At 30.0% G+C, this 15,250-nt stretch carries 14 protein-coding genes; 8 read left to right on the top strand and 6 right to left on the bottom strand.

Annotation, left to right across the window (positions count from 1 at the left end):
• The first annotated feature begins 20 nt into the window (after positions 1-20).
• A complete protein-coding gene (locus ALEK_RS00550) occupies positions 21-2,450 on the top strand; it encodes a methyl-accepting chemotaxis protein (protein WP_071626642.1) in 2,430 nt (809 codons plus the stop codon).
• 72 nt (positions 2,451-2,522) lie between these two features.
• Here the strand turns inward: ALEK_RS00550 and ALEK_RS00545 are convergent, their stop codons facing one another.
• From ALEK_RS00545 to hisF, 6 genes are all read right to left on the bottom strand, one after another.
• Positions 2,523-2,789: an RNA recognition motif domain-containing protein gene (locus ALEK_RS00545; RefSeq protein ID WP_071626641.1), complete on the bottom strand. Its 267-nt coding sequence runs from the start codon at positions 2,787-2,789 to the stop codon at positions 2,523-2,525.
• 66 nt (positions 2,790-2,855) lie between these two features.
• Positions 2,856-4,265 carry a glutamate--tRNA ligase gene (gene gltX, locus ALEK_RS00540; protein WP_071626640.1) on the bottom strand — a complete coding sequence of 470 codons (1,410 nt, stop codon included), beginning with the start codon at positions 4,263-4,265 and terminating at the stop codon, positions 2,856-2,858.
• A gap of 92 nt (positions 4,266-4,357) precedes the next feature.
• Positions 4,358-5,440 carry a dual-specificity RNA methyltransferase RlmN gene (gene rlmN / locus ALEK_RS00535; RefSeq protein WP_071626639.1) on the bottom strand — a complete coding sequence of 361 codons (1,083 nt, stop codon included), beginning with the start codon at positions 5,438-5,440 and terminating at the stop codon, positions 4,358-4,360.
• Positions 5,441-5,458: 18 nt separating this feature from the next.
• The gene (locus ALEK_RS00530; RefSeq protein ID WP_071626638.1) at positions 5,459-5,995 is read right to left on the bottom strand and encodes a phosphorylase family protein; all 537 of its coding nucleotides are present in this window, start codon (positions 5,993-5,995) and stop codon (positions 5,459-5,461) included.
• Positions 5,992-6,669, bottom strand: coding sequence for an SIMPL domain-containing protein (locus ALEK_RS00525; protein ID WP_071626637.1), 678 nt, complete (start codon positions 6,667-6,669; stop codon positions 5,992-5,994). The genes ALEK_RS00530 and ALEK_RS00525 overlap by 4 nt, the downstream gene beginning before the upstream one ends.
• 2 nt (positions 6,670-6,671) lie before the next feature.
• Positions 6,672-7,433 carry an imidazole glycerol phosphate synthase subunit HisF gene (gene hisF / locus ALEK_RS00520; RefSeq protein WP_071626636.1) on the bottom strand — a complete coding sequence of 254 codons (762 nt, stop codon included), beginning with the start codon at positions 7,431-7,433 and terminating at the stop codon, positions 6,672-6,674.
• A gap of 73 nt (positions 7,434-7,506) precedes the next feature.
• Between hisF and rsmA the strand changes: the two genes are divergently transcribed.
• The 7 genes from rsmA to ALEK_RS00485 are packed head-to-tail and all read left to right on the top strand — an operon-like array spanning position 7,507 to position 15,134.
• Positions 7,507-8,301: a 16S rRNA (adenine(1518)-N(6)/adenine(1519)-N(6))-dimethyltransferase RsmA gene (gene rsmA / locus ALEK_RS00515; protein WP_071626635.1), complete on the top strand. Its 795-nt coding sequence runs from the start codon at positions 7,507-7,509 to the stop codon at positions 8,299-8,301.
• Positions 8,288-10,258 carry a ribonuclease J gene (locus tag ALEK_RS00510; protein ID WP_071626634.1) on the top strand — a complete coding sequence of 657 codons (1,971 nt, stop codon included), beginning with the start codon at positions 8,288-8,290 and terminating at the stop codon, positions 10,256-10,258. Before rsmA ends, ALEK_RS00510 begins: the two co-directional genes overlap by 14 nt.
• Positions 10,259-10,268: 10 nt before the next feature.
• Positions 10,269-11,231, top strand: a complete 963-nt coding sequence (locus ALEK_RS00505; protein ID WP_071626633.1) for a KpsF/GutQ family sugar-phosphate isomerase — start codon at positions 10,269-10,271, stop codon at positions 11,229-11,231.
• Entirely contained in the window at positions 11,231-12,040 is an 810-nt protein-coding gene (locus ALEK_RS00500; protein ID WP_071626632.1) for a pseudouridine synthase, read from the top strand. Before ALEK_RS00505 ends, ALEK_RS00500 begins: the two co-directional genes overlap by 1 nt.
• Entirely contained in the window at positions 12,024-13,205 is a 1,182-nt protein-coding gene (locus tag ALEK_RS00495) for a replication-associated recombination protein A (RefSeq protein ID WP_071626631.1), read from the top strand. Before ALEK_RS00500 ends, ALEK_RS00495 begins: the two co-directional genes overlap by 17 nt.
• A gap of 1 nt (position 13,206) precedes the next feature.
• Positions 13,207-13,731: a protoporphyrinogen oxidase HemJ gene (hemJ, locus tag ALEK_RS00490; protein ID WP_071626630.1), complete on the top strand. Its 525-nt coding sequence runs from the start codon at positions 13,207-13,209 to the stop codon at positions 13,729-13,731.
• Positions 13,728-15,134 carry a PhoH family protein gene (locus tag ALEK_RS00485; protein WP_228146282.1) on the top strand — a complete coding sequence of 469 codons (1,407 nt, stop codon included), beginning with the start codon at positions 13,728-13,730 and terminating at the stop codon, positions 15,132-15,134. Before hemJ ends, ALEK_RS00485 begins: the two co-directional genes overlap by 4 nt.
• The last annotated feature ends 116 nt before the right edge of the window (positions 15,135-15,250 follow it).

Below are 15,250 nucleotides of genomic sequence, written 5' to 3'. Positions count from 1 at the left end.
AAATAATGAAAGGGTACATTATGAATAATAAATCTAGCTTTGGAAACAAACTTTTATTTCAAGTTTTAGGGGTTACTATCCTGATTTTTGGAATAACAATGTTTTTTGTTACAAAGTATTCCTACGATACGGCAGAAACTGATGCAAAGAATTATATGGAACAACTTGCAGGTAAATATGCAGGTCAGATTCAAGGGGAAGTGAATCAATCTGTATCAATATCTGAATCTTTAGCATCAAAATATGAAGCTGCTCTGCAATCAGGATATGCTTTAAATGAAGACGAAGTAATTAACTACGCAAAATCAATTTTAAATAAGAATGATTTTATTATTGGTATTTGGTTTAAAATTAAAGAGAAAGAACTTTTTTTCAAAGCAAATAATGATAAAAAAGGCACAGGTGCTTACGATAAGACTGGACAATTTAATCCCTATATAGCAAAAGCTGGTGGTGGAATTGTAATTAATCCAGGTAGTGCTTATGGAGAAACACTTGAATGGGTTCAAGGACCAATGGAAAGTAAGAAAATGTACATTACTAAACCATACCTTTACCCAGTAGATGGAGTTCAAACTCTTATGTCAACAGTTGCTGTTCCTATGTATCATAACAATAAATTCATAGGTTCAATTGGTATTGATATTAGTTTAGATACTTTCTCAAAAATGGCAAATTCTATTAAAGTTTATGAATCAGGATATACATTTATTGTTGATCACTTTGGTATGATTTTAGGTCACCACAAAAAAGCATATTTAGGTAAAGATGTTTTAGAAATTACTAAAAATCATCCAAATTATGTAAAACTTGTTAATAATACAAAACAAGGTAAAGACCACATTTTCTCAAATGTATCACCAGCTTCAAATGTAGAGTCATATTATTATTCAAAATCATTTAAAATTGGTAAAGATGATATTAACTGGAGTTTTGTAATCTCAGTTCCTATTGATGAATATTTATATCATGCAAACTTCGTACGTAACTTCTCTGTTATTGCAGGGATTCTAGGTTTATTAGTAATTGCAGGAGTAATTATCTACTCAGTTAGAAAGTTAAACAAGAATTTAAAATCAATTTCATTTGGACTAGAAGGTTTCTTCAAATATTTAAACAAAGAAACTACAACAACAAATGATATCAAAGTAAATTCAAATGATGAATTTGGAACCATGGCAAAAGGAATTAATGAAAATATTTCCAAAATACAAAATGGTATTAATCAAGATAATCTACTTATTGAAGATGTAAAAACTATTGTTAATACTGTTTCTCAAGGGTACTTAGATAAAAGAATTTCTAGATCTACTTCAACTGAATCATTAAATGAATTAAAAGATTTATTAAATGGTATGTTAAATAAGCTTGAAGAGCTAGTAGGGAAAGATTTAAATACAATTAGTGATACCCTAACAAAATATACACAACGGGACTTCACAGCCAAATTAGACACTCAATCATGTGGAAAAATTGGTAATGAGATTATTCAAATGAATAGAATGATTACTCACATGTTACAAGACAATGAAAGAGATGGGGTTTTATTACAAGATAGCTCAAATGATTTAACGACAAATGTAAAAATCTTAAGTAATAATGCTACTTCACAAGCTTCATCTCTTGAAGAAACAGCAGCGTCTATTGATGAAATTACAAGTAATATTCAACAAACAAGTCAAAAAGCACAAGAGATGTCTAATATCTCTGATGATACAAAGAATTCTGCAAATGAGGGTCAAACATTAGCTACTCAGACAGTAAAAGCTATGGATGATATTAATGACACTGTTATTAATATTAATGAATCTATTTCAGTTATTGATCAAATTGCATTCCAAACTAATATTCTTTCACTTAATGCAGCAGTAGAAGCAGCAACAGCAGGTGAAGCAGGGAAAGGATTCGCAGTTGTTGCTCAAGAAGTGAGAAACTTAGCCTCAAGATCAGCTGAAGCTGCTAAAGAGATTAAAGACTTAGTTGAAAGTGCAACAGTAAAAGCAAATGATGGTAAACAAATCAGTGCAAAAATGATTGATGGATTTAATCAATTAGAAGAAAAAATTCTAGCAACAAGTAGTTTAATTGAGGATGTAACTCTAGCTGCTAAAGAGCAAACAACTGGTATGACTCAAATTGCTGATGCAGTTGGGCAATTAGATCAGTTTACACAACAAAATGCAGCAATTGCTGATAAAACTAATTCTATTGCACAAGAAACAAATACTATTGCATTAGAAGTTGTTGAAAATGTTGATAAGAATACTTTTGAAGGAAAAGGTAAGATAAAAGCTAAAGAGAAAGAACAAGCTGTAGCTACACCTGTTTCTGCTCCTAAAGTAGATCGGAAAGTAGCTCCAAGACCAAATAAAACAGCAATAACTCCAACAGCAAATAAAAAAGTGATTGAAACAAATAACAGTTCAGATGATGAATGGGAAAGTTTTTAATATAAAAGTAGATTAATCACAAGAGGTACCATAAGGGTACCTGTGATTAAGTATAGTATTCAGTTTAGAAGACTAGTATTGTCTTCTTGGTCTCTCTTCTCTAGGTCTAGCTTCATTAACTCTTAATGTTCGACCTTCACACTCTTTGTCATTTAAAGCTTCGATAGCTTCACTTCCAGATTCAGCTTTATACATTTCTACAAAACCAAAACCTTTAGATCTACCTGTATCTCTATCCATGATAACTTTAGCGCTTTTAACTTCGCCGAATTTAGCAAAAACTTCTTCTAATTCTTTATCTTCCATTCTGTATGAAAGATTCCCAACATAAATATTCATTTGACTAATCCTTTCTAGTAATAAAACTATTATGCCTTATTATTAAATAATAATCAAGATAAATTATTATTCTTTATTGAAATTCTTTTCCATTGCAGAATTAAGTCTATTTTTTACTTCTTCAAGTCCTAAAATAGCCATTATATCGTATACCGATGGAGCTTGTGTACCACCCGTCAATGCGATTCTAATTGGTTGAAACAGTTGTGGAAATTTTAGTTCATTATCTGCTATAAATGGCTTTGTTACAGCTTCATAGTCACAAGCAAGGTGTAAAGTCTCTTTATTCGACTCTAATACTTGTAAATAATTATTTAACATCTCAATTGTATTTTCTTTTACGAATTTTTTAGAACCTTTTGCTTCATATTCACTAGGTACATCTAAAATTTTAGTAATTGCATCTTTTAATTCAATTAATGTTTGTGCTCTCTCTTTTGATAAGTCAAGAATCATCTCTTTTTTATCATGTCCTTCTAAGTGACAATCAAAAAATTCTAATTCATTTGCTAATCTTTCATTAGATACATTTTTAATATAATGAGCATTTAACCATAAAAGTTTTTCAGCATTATAAGCTGATGCAGATTTGTTAATATTATTTGGATCAAATAATTCTAACATCTCATCCATTGAGAAAATCTCTTGATCTCCATTTGACCAACCAAGTCTTACTAAGAAGTTAAGTAAAGCTTCTGGTAAATAACCATCTCTTTTATATTGCATAACATCCATAGCACCATCTCTTTTAGATAGTTTTTTCCCTGATGGATTATTAATCATTGGCATATGATAGAATTTTGGAATATCAAAACCTAAAGCATTATAAATAACAATTTGTTTTGGAGTATTAGATAAGTGATCATCACCTCTTAATACATCTGTCATACCCATTAAGTGGTCATCAATTGCAACAACAAAGTTATAAATAGGCATTCCGTTAGCTCGAGCAATTACAAAGTCATCAACTTGTGAAGCTTCAAATTTCATAGAACCTTTTACACCATCTTCAAATAAAATAGCACCTTCCGTTGGAGCTTTAATTCTAATTACAGGCTCAACATCAGCTGGGATTTCTGGTAATACTTTACCATCTTCTGGTCTCCAAGTACCATCATATCTTGGATTCTCTTTAGCAGCTTCTTGTGCAGCTCTTAAAGCATCAAGTTCATCTCTACTCATATAACATTTATAAGCCTTACCCTCTTCTAATAATTGAGCAATGTACTTTTTATAAATATCAGTTCTTTTTGATTGGTATTCAATCTCACAATCACTTGGCATACCTACCCACTCGAAAGCTTCTAAGATTGCTTTTACAGCATCCTCATTGTTTCTTGCATTGTCTGTATCTTCAATTCTTAATTTAAATTCACCATTTGTCTTCTTAGCCCAAAGATAACTATATAGAGCCGTTCTAAGCCCTCCTATGTGTAAATATCCTGTTGGACTTGGTGCAAATCTTGTAATTGCCATGTGATTACTTCTCCTCTTCTTTTTTGTTACTTATGTAAAATCCTATACCTGCTGTTACTGCCACTAATGCTATGAAAATTAATAATGCTATCTCAAGAGATGCCATTTGCGTCCTTTTCTTTTAGTTGTCCACAAGCTGCTGAAATATCAATACCTTTAGATTCTCTAATTGTACAGATTAATCCTCTATCATTTAAATAATCTTTGAACTTTAACATATCTTCTACTTCAGGTCTCTCATAATCAGTCCCTGGATATGGATTAAAGAAAATAAGATTTACTTTTGCAGAAATACCATTTAAAAGTTTTAGTAGCTGTTGAGCTGCATGAATACTATCATTTTTGTTTCTGATAACTAAGTATTCAAACATAACTTTTTTTCTAGTATCAACAGGGAATTTTTTAACGGCATCAATAATAGTTTGAATATTATATGCTTTATTCATAGGGATTAATTCAGATCTTAATTCATCATCAACTGCATGTAACGAGATCGCAAGCTGAATTCCTAAGTCAATTTCACCTAATTTTTCAATTTTAGATGCAATTCCTGAAGTTGAAACTGTTTGTCTTCTTCTATTAATTGATAAACCTTCTTCTTCTGAGAAAACTCCTACAGCTTTTGTAAAGTTTTTGAAGTTATCTAAAGGCTCACCCATTCCCATATAAACGATATTTACTGATTTATTTGCAGGAATATCATTATCTCTTTTGATATTAACAATTTGTGCTATATATTCTCCAACTGTAAGGTTTCTAACAAAGCCACCTTTAGCAGTAAGACAGAATGTACAGCCTACTTTACAACCTACTTGAGAAGAGATACATACAGTGTATTTTTCACTACGAACAATTACACCTTCTTCATTTCTTTTCTTGTCTTTCATAAGTAGAAGTACAGCTTCTACAGTCAAATTATCTCTTAATTTAAAAAGATATTTAATACTACCATCAGTACTTACTTCTTTTTTTAAGATAGTCATAACATCAATAGGGAAGTCACTCTTTAATTGTTCTTTTAAATCATTAGGGATATTTTTCATATCATCATAAGATGTCGCATATTTTTTATATAACCAGTTATATACTTGTTTTGCTCTAAATGAAGGTTTTAAAGTCTCTTTTAATTCATCTAAAGAAAAGTCATATATTGATGGTGTTCCAGCTTTAGCCATGTTCTTTCCAATTCTCTTTTATTTAATAATATTTTTATCAACTAAATATTTAGTTAATTTTTCCATTGCCTCTTTATGATTTTTCATAAAGTCTTCATGGGCATTTTCGTTTGTATAGTTTGTAACAACAAATATTCCAGCAACTGGTATTTCAAACTCACGTGCAACTTGTAATACAGAGAAGAACTCCATATTTTCAGCACCAACTCCGTATTCATTAAACTTTTTACATAAGTCTGCATCTGTTGAAATATAGTTAGAAGAGTTAATTATTGTGTCATTCTTAGCAAATTTATTATCTGATTCTAATACATTATCTAAAGGTGTATAAGCACTATTAGTTAAAAATCCTAATTCTATATTAGAAGCTCTTTTTGATTCAATAATATCAAAAATTTCATGTTCACCGTATGAGCCTGCACTTCCAATAAATAAGAAGTAATCAGGCTTATTAAACAGACAAGTTCTAGTTAAATTTATTGCTGATTCAACTAAACCAACACCTATAGTTTCTGCAAATTGGAAAGTTTCATTTCTTCCTGCACAAATAATCATTTACACTCCAGTATAAAATTTGGGTTTATTGATATCTCTTTGTCACTACTAACAGGTGCGATATCAGACCTTGTTTTCATTGATGCTAAGCCAGAGGCTTCAGCTCTTAAAAAATTTTGAGCACTTCTATTAATATCAATATTTTTTACTTCACACTCTTTTGATAGGGAAGTACTTAGTGTTCTTGAATAATCTTCAATCCACTTTATTACATTAATTCTTAGACCATCAAGGCTATCTTCATGTAGACTTTGACTTATAGTCCAAGCAACATTTGAAATATTTAATTTTACTTTTCTTGAATCTATTCCTTTTTTAACAGCAATTAGTTCATTAGTAAAAATATTTATATTTTTTGCAGTTTTTGCTTCGATTTTATATCTTAAAATTCCCACGTAACCCGTAAATTCTTGTTTATCTTTATAGTATCTATACTTTGGGCTTAAAGTAAAAGACCCATTTTTTTTATTAACGCTACTATCATTTCTTATAAATTTGTTAAATATTTCTATTTTTTCATTAATAAAATTTTCATCGTCATCATCAATATTAATACTTATATAAGTTGTTAGTAAATCAGGAGTAACTGTTTTAGAAAATTTTTTATTGAAGCTAATTTCATAAGAGAATAGGGCAAGTGGCAATAAAGCCACTAGAATAATAAATTTTTTCATTATTAAATCCTTACAGGAATGTTATTGTCCCTTAAATATCTTTTTAAATCCATAATATCAATTTCTTTAAAGTGGAAAATAGAAGCAGCTAAAGCAGCGCTTGCTCCACAATCAAAGGCTTCTTTCATGTGTTCCATAGTTCCAGCACCACCAGAGGCAATTACCGGAATATCAACAATAGAAGAAATTTGTGATGTAATATCTAATTCAAATCCAGTTTTAGCACCATCAGTATCCATTGATGTTAGTAATATTTCACCAGCACCTCTGTTATATACTTCTTTTGCCCATTCAACTGCATCTAAGCCAGTATCTTCTCTACCACCTTTTACAAAAACATGGTAAGAACCATCATGAACTTTTTTTACATCAATAGCAGTTACAATACATTGAGAACCGAATCTTTGTGCACCTTCATTAATTAAATCAGGATTTGTTACAGCAGAAGAGTTAATTGAGACTTTGTCACAACCAACATTTAATAGTTTATAAATATCATCTAATTTTCGAATACCACCACCTACAGTTAGGGGGATAAATACTTCTTGTGCAACTTTTTTTACAATATCAACAATAGTTCCTCTATTTTCATGACTAGCTGTAATATCTAAAAAAGTTATTTCATCGGCACCTTCGTTATTATATCTTTTCGCAACTTCCACAGGATCCCCTGCATCACGAAGTCCAACAAAGTTAACGCCTTTTACAACTCTTCCGTTATCAACATCTAAACATGGTATTATTCTTTTTGCAAAACTACTCAAATAAATTCCTTTATTATTATTACTATATATCTTATCTAATTGTAAGTTAAAAGCAGATATACTCTACGCAATTATGGAAAAAGTAAAAGCAAAAAAGAAATACGGACAAAATTTTTTAAAAGATACTACGGTTTTGGATAAGATCATCCAATCGATGCCCAACAATAATAATTATGTTGTGGAAATTGGGCCTGGATTAGGTGATTTGACTAAAAACTTAGTCAAGTACAAAGATATGACTGCTTATGAAGTAGATACTGACTTAATCAGTATTTTAGAGTCGAAATTTGCAATTGAAATCAAAGAGGATAAACTAAAACTGATCCACACTGATGTTTTAGAAGCTTGGGATAAGCAAAAAACTCTTTATGATGATAGATATGACATGATCGCAAATCTACCATACTATATTGCAACAAATATTATATTAAGAGCACTAGAAGACGATAACTGTGAGCACATTATAGTTATGATTCAAAAAGAGGTAGCACAAAAGTTTACAGCATATGTAAATGAAAAAGAATTCTCTTCTTTAGGAATCATAAGTGAATCATTATCAATTGAAAGAAGGATACTATTTGATGTACCTCCTGAATCATTTGACCCACCGCCAAAAGTTATGTCGTCGATACTTTATATAAGAAAAGATATGAATAAATCAATTGAAAAAGGTTTTAAAGATTTTCTAAAAGCATGTTTTATGCAACCTAGAAAAAAACTTTCTAAAAACCTATCTTCAGTAGTTGATAAAGTATTCATATCCAAAATGTATGAAGAGCTTGAAATAAACGATAATATTAGACCTCATGAAGTAAGTTCATCTTTGTATAGCCAAATGTATACAAAGGTTAAAAATGGAAGAAATTAAACAAGAAGAGACTGTTGTAAACGAAAAAGTTACTAACACTGAAAGTACTGCTCCAAAAAACACTGAAAATACAGAAGCAAAAGAGCAAACAAAAGAACAACCAGAAACAGAAGCTGAAACAAAAGAGCAAGCTGAACAATCTAAGAAACCTAACCCAAATGCTAAAAAAAGAAAACCTAAACCAAAGTTACCATTAAAAGGTCACGGATGGATTAATGATCTTAAAAAAGCGCATGCTATTAATGAGAAAATCCAAAAAGACAGATTAAACCCTCATTATAAATTAAACCTAAATACTAATGCAAAAATTAGAATTACTCCACTTGGTGGATTAGGTGAAATTGGTGGAAATATGATGGTTATGGAAACTGAAAAGTGTGCCATTATCGTTGATGTTGGTATGAGTTTCCCTGATGATAATATGCATGGTGTTGATATCTTAATCCCTGATTTCACTTATATTAGAGAAATCAAGAATAAAATTGTAGGTATCGTTATTACTCATGGTCACGAAGATCATATTGGTGCAATGCCATATTTATTTAAAGAGATGCAATTCCCAGTTTATGGAACATCATTACCATTAGAAATGATTGGTTCAAAATTTGATGAACATAAAATGAGAGAACATAGAAAATACTTTAGAGCTATTCAAAAAAGAACTCCAATTAAAATTGGTGACTTTGAAGTAGAGTGGATGCACGTAACTCACTCAATTATTGACTCATCTTGTATTGCTGTTAAAACAGAAGCAGGTACTGTAATTCACACAGGTGACTTTAAAATTGATCATACTCCGTATGATGGTTATCCAACTGATTTACATAGATTAGCACATTACGGGGAAGAGGGTGTATTATTATTAACATCTGATTCAACTAATTCACATTCACCAGGTTTTACAAGAACTGAAAAAACTGTTGGACCTACATTTGATAGAATTTTTGCAGGAGCAAAAGGTAGAGTTATTATGTCTACTTTCTCTTCTAATATCCATAGAGTTGCACAAGCAATTGATAGAGGATTAGCAGCAGGAAGAAAAATCTGTGTAATTGGTAGATCTATGGAGAAAAACTTAGACTTAGCAATGGGTCTTGGATATGTTAAATTCCCTAAAGATCAATTTATAGATGCACATGAAGTAAATAAATATAAAGATGAAGAAGTTTTAATTGTTACAACTGGTTCTCAGGGTGAAGCGATGTCTGCACTTTATAGAATGGCTATTCATGAGCATAGACATATTAAAATTAAACCAACAGATCAAATTGTATTATCAGCGAAAGCAATTCCTGGTAATGAAGCAAGTGTATCTGGAATTATTAACCACCTTTTAAAAGCTGGTGCAAAAGTTGCATACCAAGACTACGCTGATATTCACGTATCTGGTCACGCAGCACAAGAAGAACAAAAATTAATGTTAAGATTAGTTAAACCTAAATTCTTTATGCCAGTTCATGGAGAATATAATCACGCACTTAAACACGGTAAAACTGGTGTTGACTGTGGTGTATTAGAGCGAAACTTACACATTATGAGTGATGGAGAACAAGTTGAAGTATCTCCTAAATATTTAAAGAAAGTTAAAACAGTAAAAACTGGTAAAGTTTACATTGATAATCAATTAAATCACAAAATCTCTGATGATATTGTAATTGATAGACAAACAATGGCAAACGAGGGTGTTGTTATGATCGTTGCTCAAGTAAATGAGAATGACAGAACACTAGGCCAAAGACCAAAAGTTACATCATTTGGATTAGTTCCTGATAAACAAGATAAATTCTTCTCTAAAGAGATTGAAGATTTATTAACAACATTCTTATCAAATGTAAAACCTGGTATTTTCAAAAATAACAGAATTTTAGAAGATGAAATTAGAAAAGTTGTTAGAAAACATTGTATTAGAAAATATAAAAAATACCCAATGATTGTACCTACTGTATTTGTACAATAAGGAAGAAACAATGAACTTTAATGAAATTATTAAAGAAACATTACACACAGAAGCAAAAGCGTTAGAAAAAGCAGCAAGTAACTTATCTTTTGATATAGAGAAAGCTGTTGACTTAATTATGAACTCAAAAGGTAAACTTATCGTTACTGGTGTTGGGAAATCTGGTCTTGTTGGAGCTAAAATAGCTGCAACACTGGCTAGTACTGGTACTAGTTCATTCTTTTTACATCCTACAGAAGCTATGCATGGGGATTTAGGAATGATTGGAAAAGACGATATTGTTTTAGGTCTTTCTTATAGTGGAGAGAGTGAAGAACTTGTTCAGATACTTCCGCATTTAAAAAGATTCAATATCCCTTTAATTTCAATGGCTAGAAATGAAAATTCGAGTTTAGCTAAATATTCAGATATTTTTATAAATATTAACGTAGAAAAAGAGGGTTGTCCTTTAGACGTAGCACCAATGTCTTCTACTACCTTAACAATGGCTATGGGTGATGCTTTAGCTGTATGTTTAATGAAAAAAAGAAATTTTCAAAAGGAAGACTTTGCTTCTTTCCACCCAGGTGGTAGTTTAGGAAAACAACTATTTATTAAGGTAGATGACTTATTAAGAAAAGACAATCTTCCAATCGTTTCACGTGAAACAAAACTTAAAGATGCAATCATTGTAATGAGTGAGGGTAGATTAGGTAATGTTATTATTACTGATGAAAACGAGGAATTAGTTGGACTTTTAAGTGATGGTGACTTAAGAAGAGCCCTTATGAATAAAGATTTTTCAATGGAATGCGCAGTTGAGACAATTGCAACACTGAATCCTAAAACATTAAAAAACAAAGATTTATTAGCAAGTGATGCTATACAAGTGGTAGAAGATTTTAAAATCCAACTACTTGTAGTTACTGATGATAACAATAAATTAGTTGGTGTTTTACATATTCACGATTTAATAGAAGCTGGAATAAAATAATGAAACAAAACAAAAGTGAAGAACAAGAACTTATTAGATTAAATAAGTTTCTTTCTCATAATAGTAGCTACTCAAGAAGAGAAGCTGATAAATTAATAGAAGAGGGTAAGGTTAAAGTTAACGGTAAAGTTGTCTCTAACCTTGCTACTAAAGTAACAAATAAAGATGATGTATTAATTAATAAAAAAATCATCAAAGAAGATAAAAATAGAATGGTTACAGTAATCATCTATAATAAGCCTAAGGGTGAGATTGTATCTAAAAACGACCCACAGGGTAGAAAAACTATTTTTGATAGCTTAGAGAGAAAATACAAGCACTATATGCCTGTTGGAAGACTTGATTATGCTTCAGAAGGTTTATTATTATTAACAGATTCTGTTGATGTTGTAAATGCTTTAACTCATTCAGATTTAGAAAGAGTATATAAATTAAAAGTAAATGGTTTTATTACTCCTAAAGTTGAAGAAGCAATGAAAACTGGACTTGAATTAGAAGATGCAAGTGTTGGTGGACATAAAGATTCAAAAGTTAAATCTATGAATTTTAAACCATTTATTGCTTATGATATTCAAAAAAATGATGAAAAATTCTCTAGAATTAGAGTTTCTATTTCAGAAGGTAAGAATAGAGAATTAAGAAGATTCTTCGGACACTTCGGATTAGACGTACTTGACCTAAAAAGATATGAGTTTGGTGGAATTTCATTAAACAACTTACCTACAGGAAAGTCAAGATTCCTATCAAGAGAAGAGTATAGAGATTTAAGACACTTCCTAGATAGCGAAGAAAATGGATCTTTCAAATAAACTAAGACCAACAAGTTTAGATAACTTCGTTGGTCAATCTCATATAATCTCAAAAAACAAAGCTCTATACAAACTTATAAAACAAAAAGACATACCCCACTTATTTTTCTATGGTAAACCTGGAACTGGAAAAACTACACTAGCAAAAATTATTGCAAAAGAAATAAATACAGATTATTACTATTTTAATGCCACAAGTATTAAAGTAGAGGATTTAAGAAAAGTATTTGATAGATATAAAAATGCATTAATCAAACCACTTGTTTTTATTGATGAAGTTCATAGACTTTCAAAGAATCAACAAGAAGTGTTATTACCTATTATGGAAAGTTACAGTGCAATCATAATTGGTGCTAGTACGGAAAATCCATTTTTTACATTAACAAATGCGATTAGATCAAGATCTTTTCTTTATGAATTTAAAGCCTTTACTAAAGAAGAAATGCTAAAAATTCTTGCTAAAGCTACTGATGAAGTTGATGTAAGTTTGACATCAAGTGCAAAAGAATATCTTATAGTTTCAAGCTCTGGCGATGCTAGAGCTATGCTTACTTTATTAAACTTTGCATATAAAGTATCAAAAGAAATTGATATAGATTTATTAAGAGAATTAAGAGAAAACGTAATTGGAGATGGTGTTTCATCATCAGATTCACATTATGATTTAGCAAGTGCAATGATAAAATCTATTAGAGGTTCAGATATTGATGCTGCCTTATATTATCTATCAAGATTAATAAATGGAGGGGAGAGTGTTGATTTTATTACTAGAAGATTAGTAATATTTGCTAGTGAAGATATTGGAAATGCAAATCCTAATGCTTTTAATTTGGCGGTAAATACTATGCAAGCTTGTAATAAAATTGGTTATCCAGAATCAAGAATAATGTTAGGACAGTGTATTATCTATTTAGCATCTTCTCCTAAGTCTAATAGCGCTTATAAAGCTATAAACAAAGCGCTTCATGAAGTTAAAGATGGTAAAATATTAGAAGTACCTAAACATTTAGATTCTCAACATATAGGATATTTATATCCACATGATTTTGGTGGATATGTGGAACAAGAGTATTTAAAAGAAGATTTAAAACTTTATGAGAGCCAAAATATTGGTTTTGAGAAAACACTAAATGAATGGATAAAGAAAATTAAAAACAAGGAATAAGATGGAATATTATAGTTGGATATTGACATTTCATGTAATGTCATTCATGTCATGGATGGCGATGCTTTTTTACTTACCAAGATTGTATGTTTATCATGTTGAACAAAAGAATAAAAAAGATTACACAGATGTAGTTAAAATCCAAGAATTTAAAATATATAAATACATTGGTATGCCAGCTATGTGGGCTACAATATTTAGTGGTGCTGTTATGTTATATATGAATCCATATTTGTTATCTGCTGAAGCTGGTGGATGGATGCATGCAAAACTTTTATTTGCTTTTCTTCTAGTAATATATTCATTCTCTTTAGAGAAATATAGAAAAGAATTAGCAGTAGATAACTTCACTAAAAGTGGTAATTTCTTTAGAGCATATAATGAAGTTCCAACTATTCTATCTTTATTAATAGTAGGGTATGTTATTACAAAAACATTCTCAATTTTATTTACAGTAATTACCTTAGCACTTGGTGCATTTATTGTATATAAAGTATTAAAACAAACACCGAAAGATGCAAAATGATTTTTGATAAATATTATGTATTAGATACGAATATATTATTAGAAGATGCAAATAATATATTCAAACTATCAGAAGAGGGTAAGAATTTAATCATTCTTCCTGAAACAGTTCTAGATGAAATTGATAGTAAAAAAAGTGGTTTTGAAGAGATCAATTTTCAAGCTAGAGAGTTTGCTAGAATATTAGAAAACTCTAATATTAAAAGCTCAAGTAAAAATGGTTTATATAAAATCATTAGACTAGAAATAATTGACCGCGATAATACAACTATTGATATAATCTCTAAAGAAGAGTATGACGTTAATATCAAGAGTGTATCACCTAATATTATAAATGATAGAAAGATACTAGAAATTGCTAAATTTGCTAATCTTTATTATGAAGAAGAGGTTGAATTTTTATCACTAGATATCATGGCTAGAACAAGAGCAATATCTCTTGATATAAAAACAGATGCTTTAAGTGGCTCAAAAAAAGATGAATTCAATTATGAGTTTGTTAAAGAAATCACTATAAACTTCGAAGACCAAGAGAACTTAGATAATCAAGAAATTACTAACTTTGATAAAGAGTATAAACCTTATAACTATTCATATTGTTTTAAAATCAAATCTTCAGATCAAGTAATACTAGCTAATATTCAAAATAAAAGAATTAAAGTATTAGATGAAGTAGAGGTTAGAAATCAAATAATTACACCATTAAATAAAGAACAACTATTTTTCTCAAATGCTTTATTAAATCATTTCTATAATGTTTTAATAGTTGAAGCAAAAGCAGGATCTGGTAAAACACTTTTAGCTTTAAGTGCAGCGCTGAAATTAGTAAGACAAAAATACTTCCAAAGAATTATATATATTAGAAACTCAATTGAATCTGTGGATAAGGGTGAAGATGTTGGATATTTACCAGGATTAGAAGAAAAATTTAAAATATATAACCATCCACTAATGGATAGTTTAGACTATATCATTAGAAGCGAATACAAGCGTAAGAAATCAAAAAAGAACCCTGAGGCAATGCCAGAGTTAGATGAACAAGAATTAAGCGCTAGAATAGAGCAAATGATCGCTAATTATAGTATTGAAACTATGTGGGTAGGTGAGATGAGAGGTAGAACACTTTCAAATGCAATTGTAATCATTGATGAAGCACAAAATATGTCAAATAAAACAATGCAAATGGTTCTATCAAGAATTGATAATACTTGTAAGGTTACAATCCTAGGTTCTAATAAACAAATTGATAACTTCTATGTAAATAAATACACAAATGCATTAACAACACTTTTAAAATCTACTAAGGATGAAAGTACTCTTGTTAATACTTTTGCTATTAAATTGCAAAAAGTATTAAGAGGTCCAATTACTGAGTGGGCTGAGCAAATTTTCACAAAAAAATAAATATATCAAACTAAATATCTTTGAAAATTCAAAGATATTTAGAATCTCTATACATACTACAATACGAATCATTCAAGAATAAAACTCCAAATCTATAACATAATTATTAACAAATT

Source organism: Poseidonibacter lekithochrous, assembly GCF_013283835.1.
Lineage (GTDB): Bacteria > Campylobacterota > Campylobacteria > Campylobacterales > Arcobacteraceae > Poseidonibacter > Poseidonibacter lekithochrous.
Note: the sequence above shows the minus strand (reverse complement) of the source record. Positions and strands in the feature narration are given on the sequence as shown.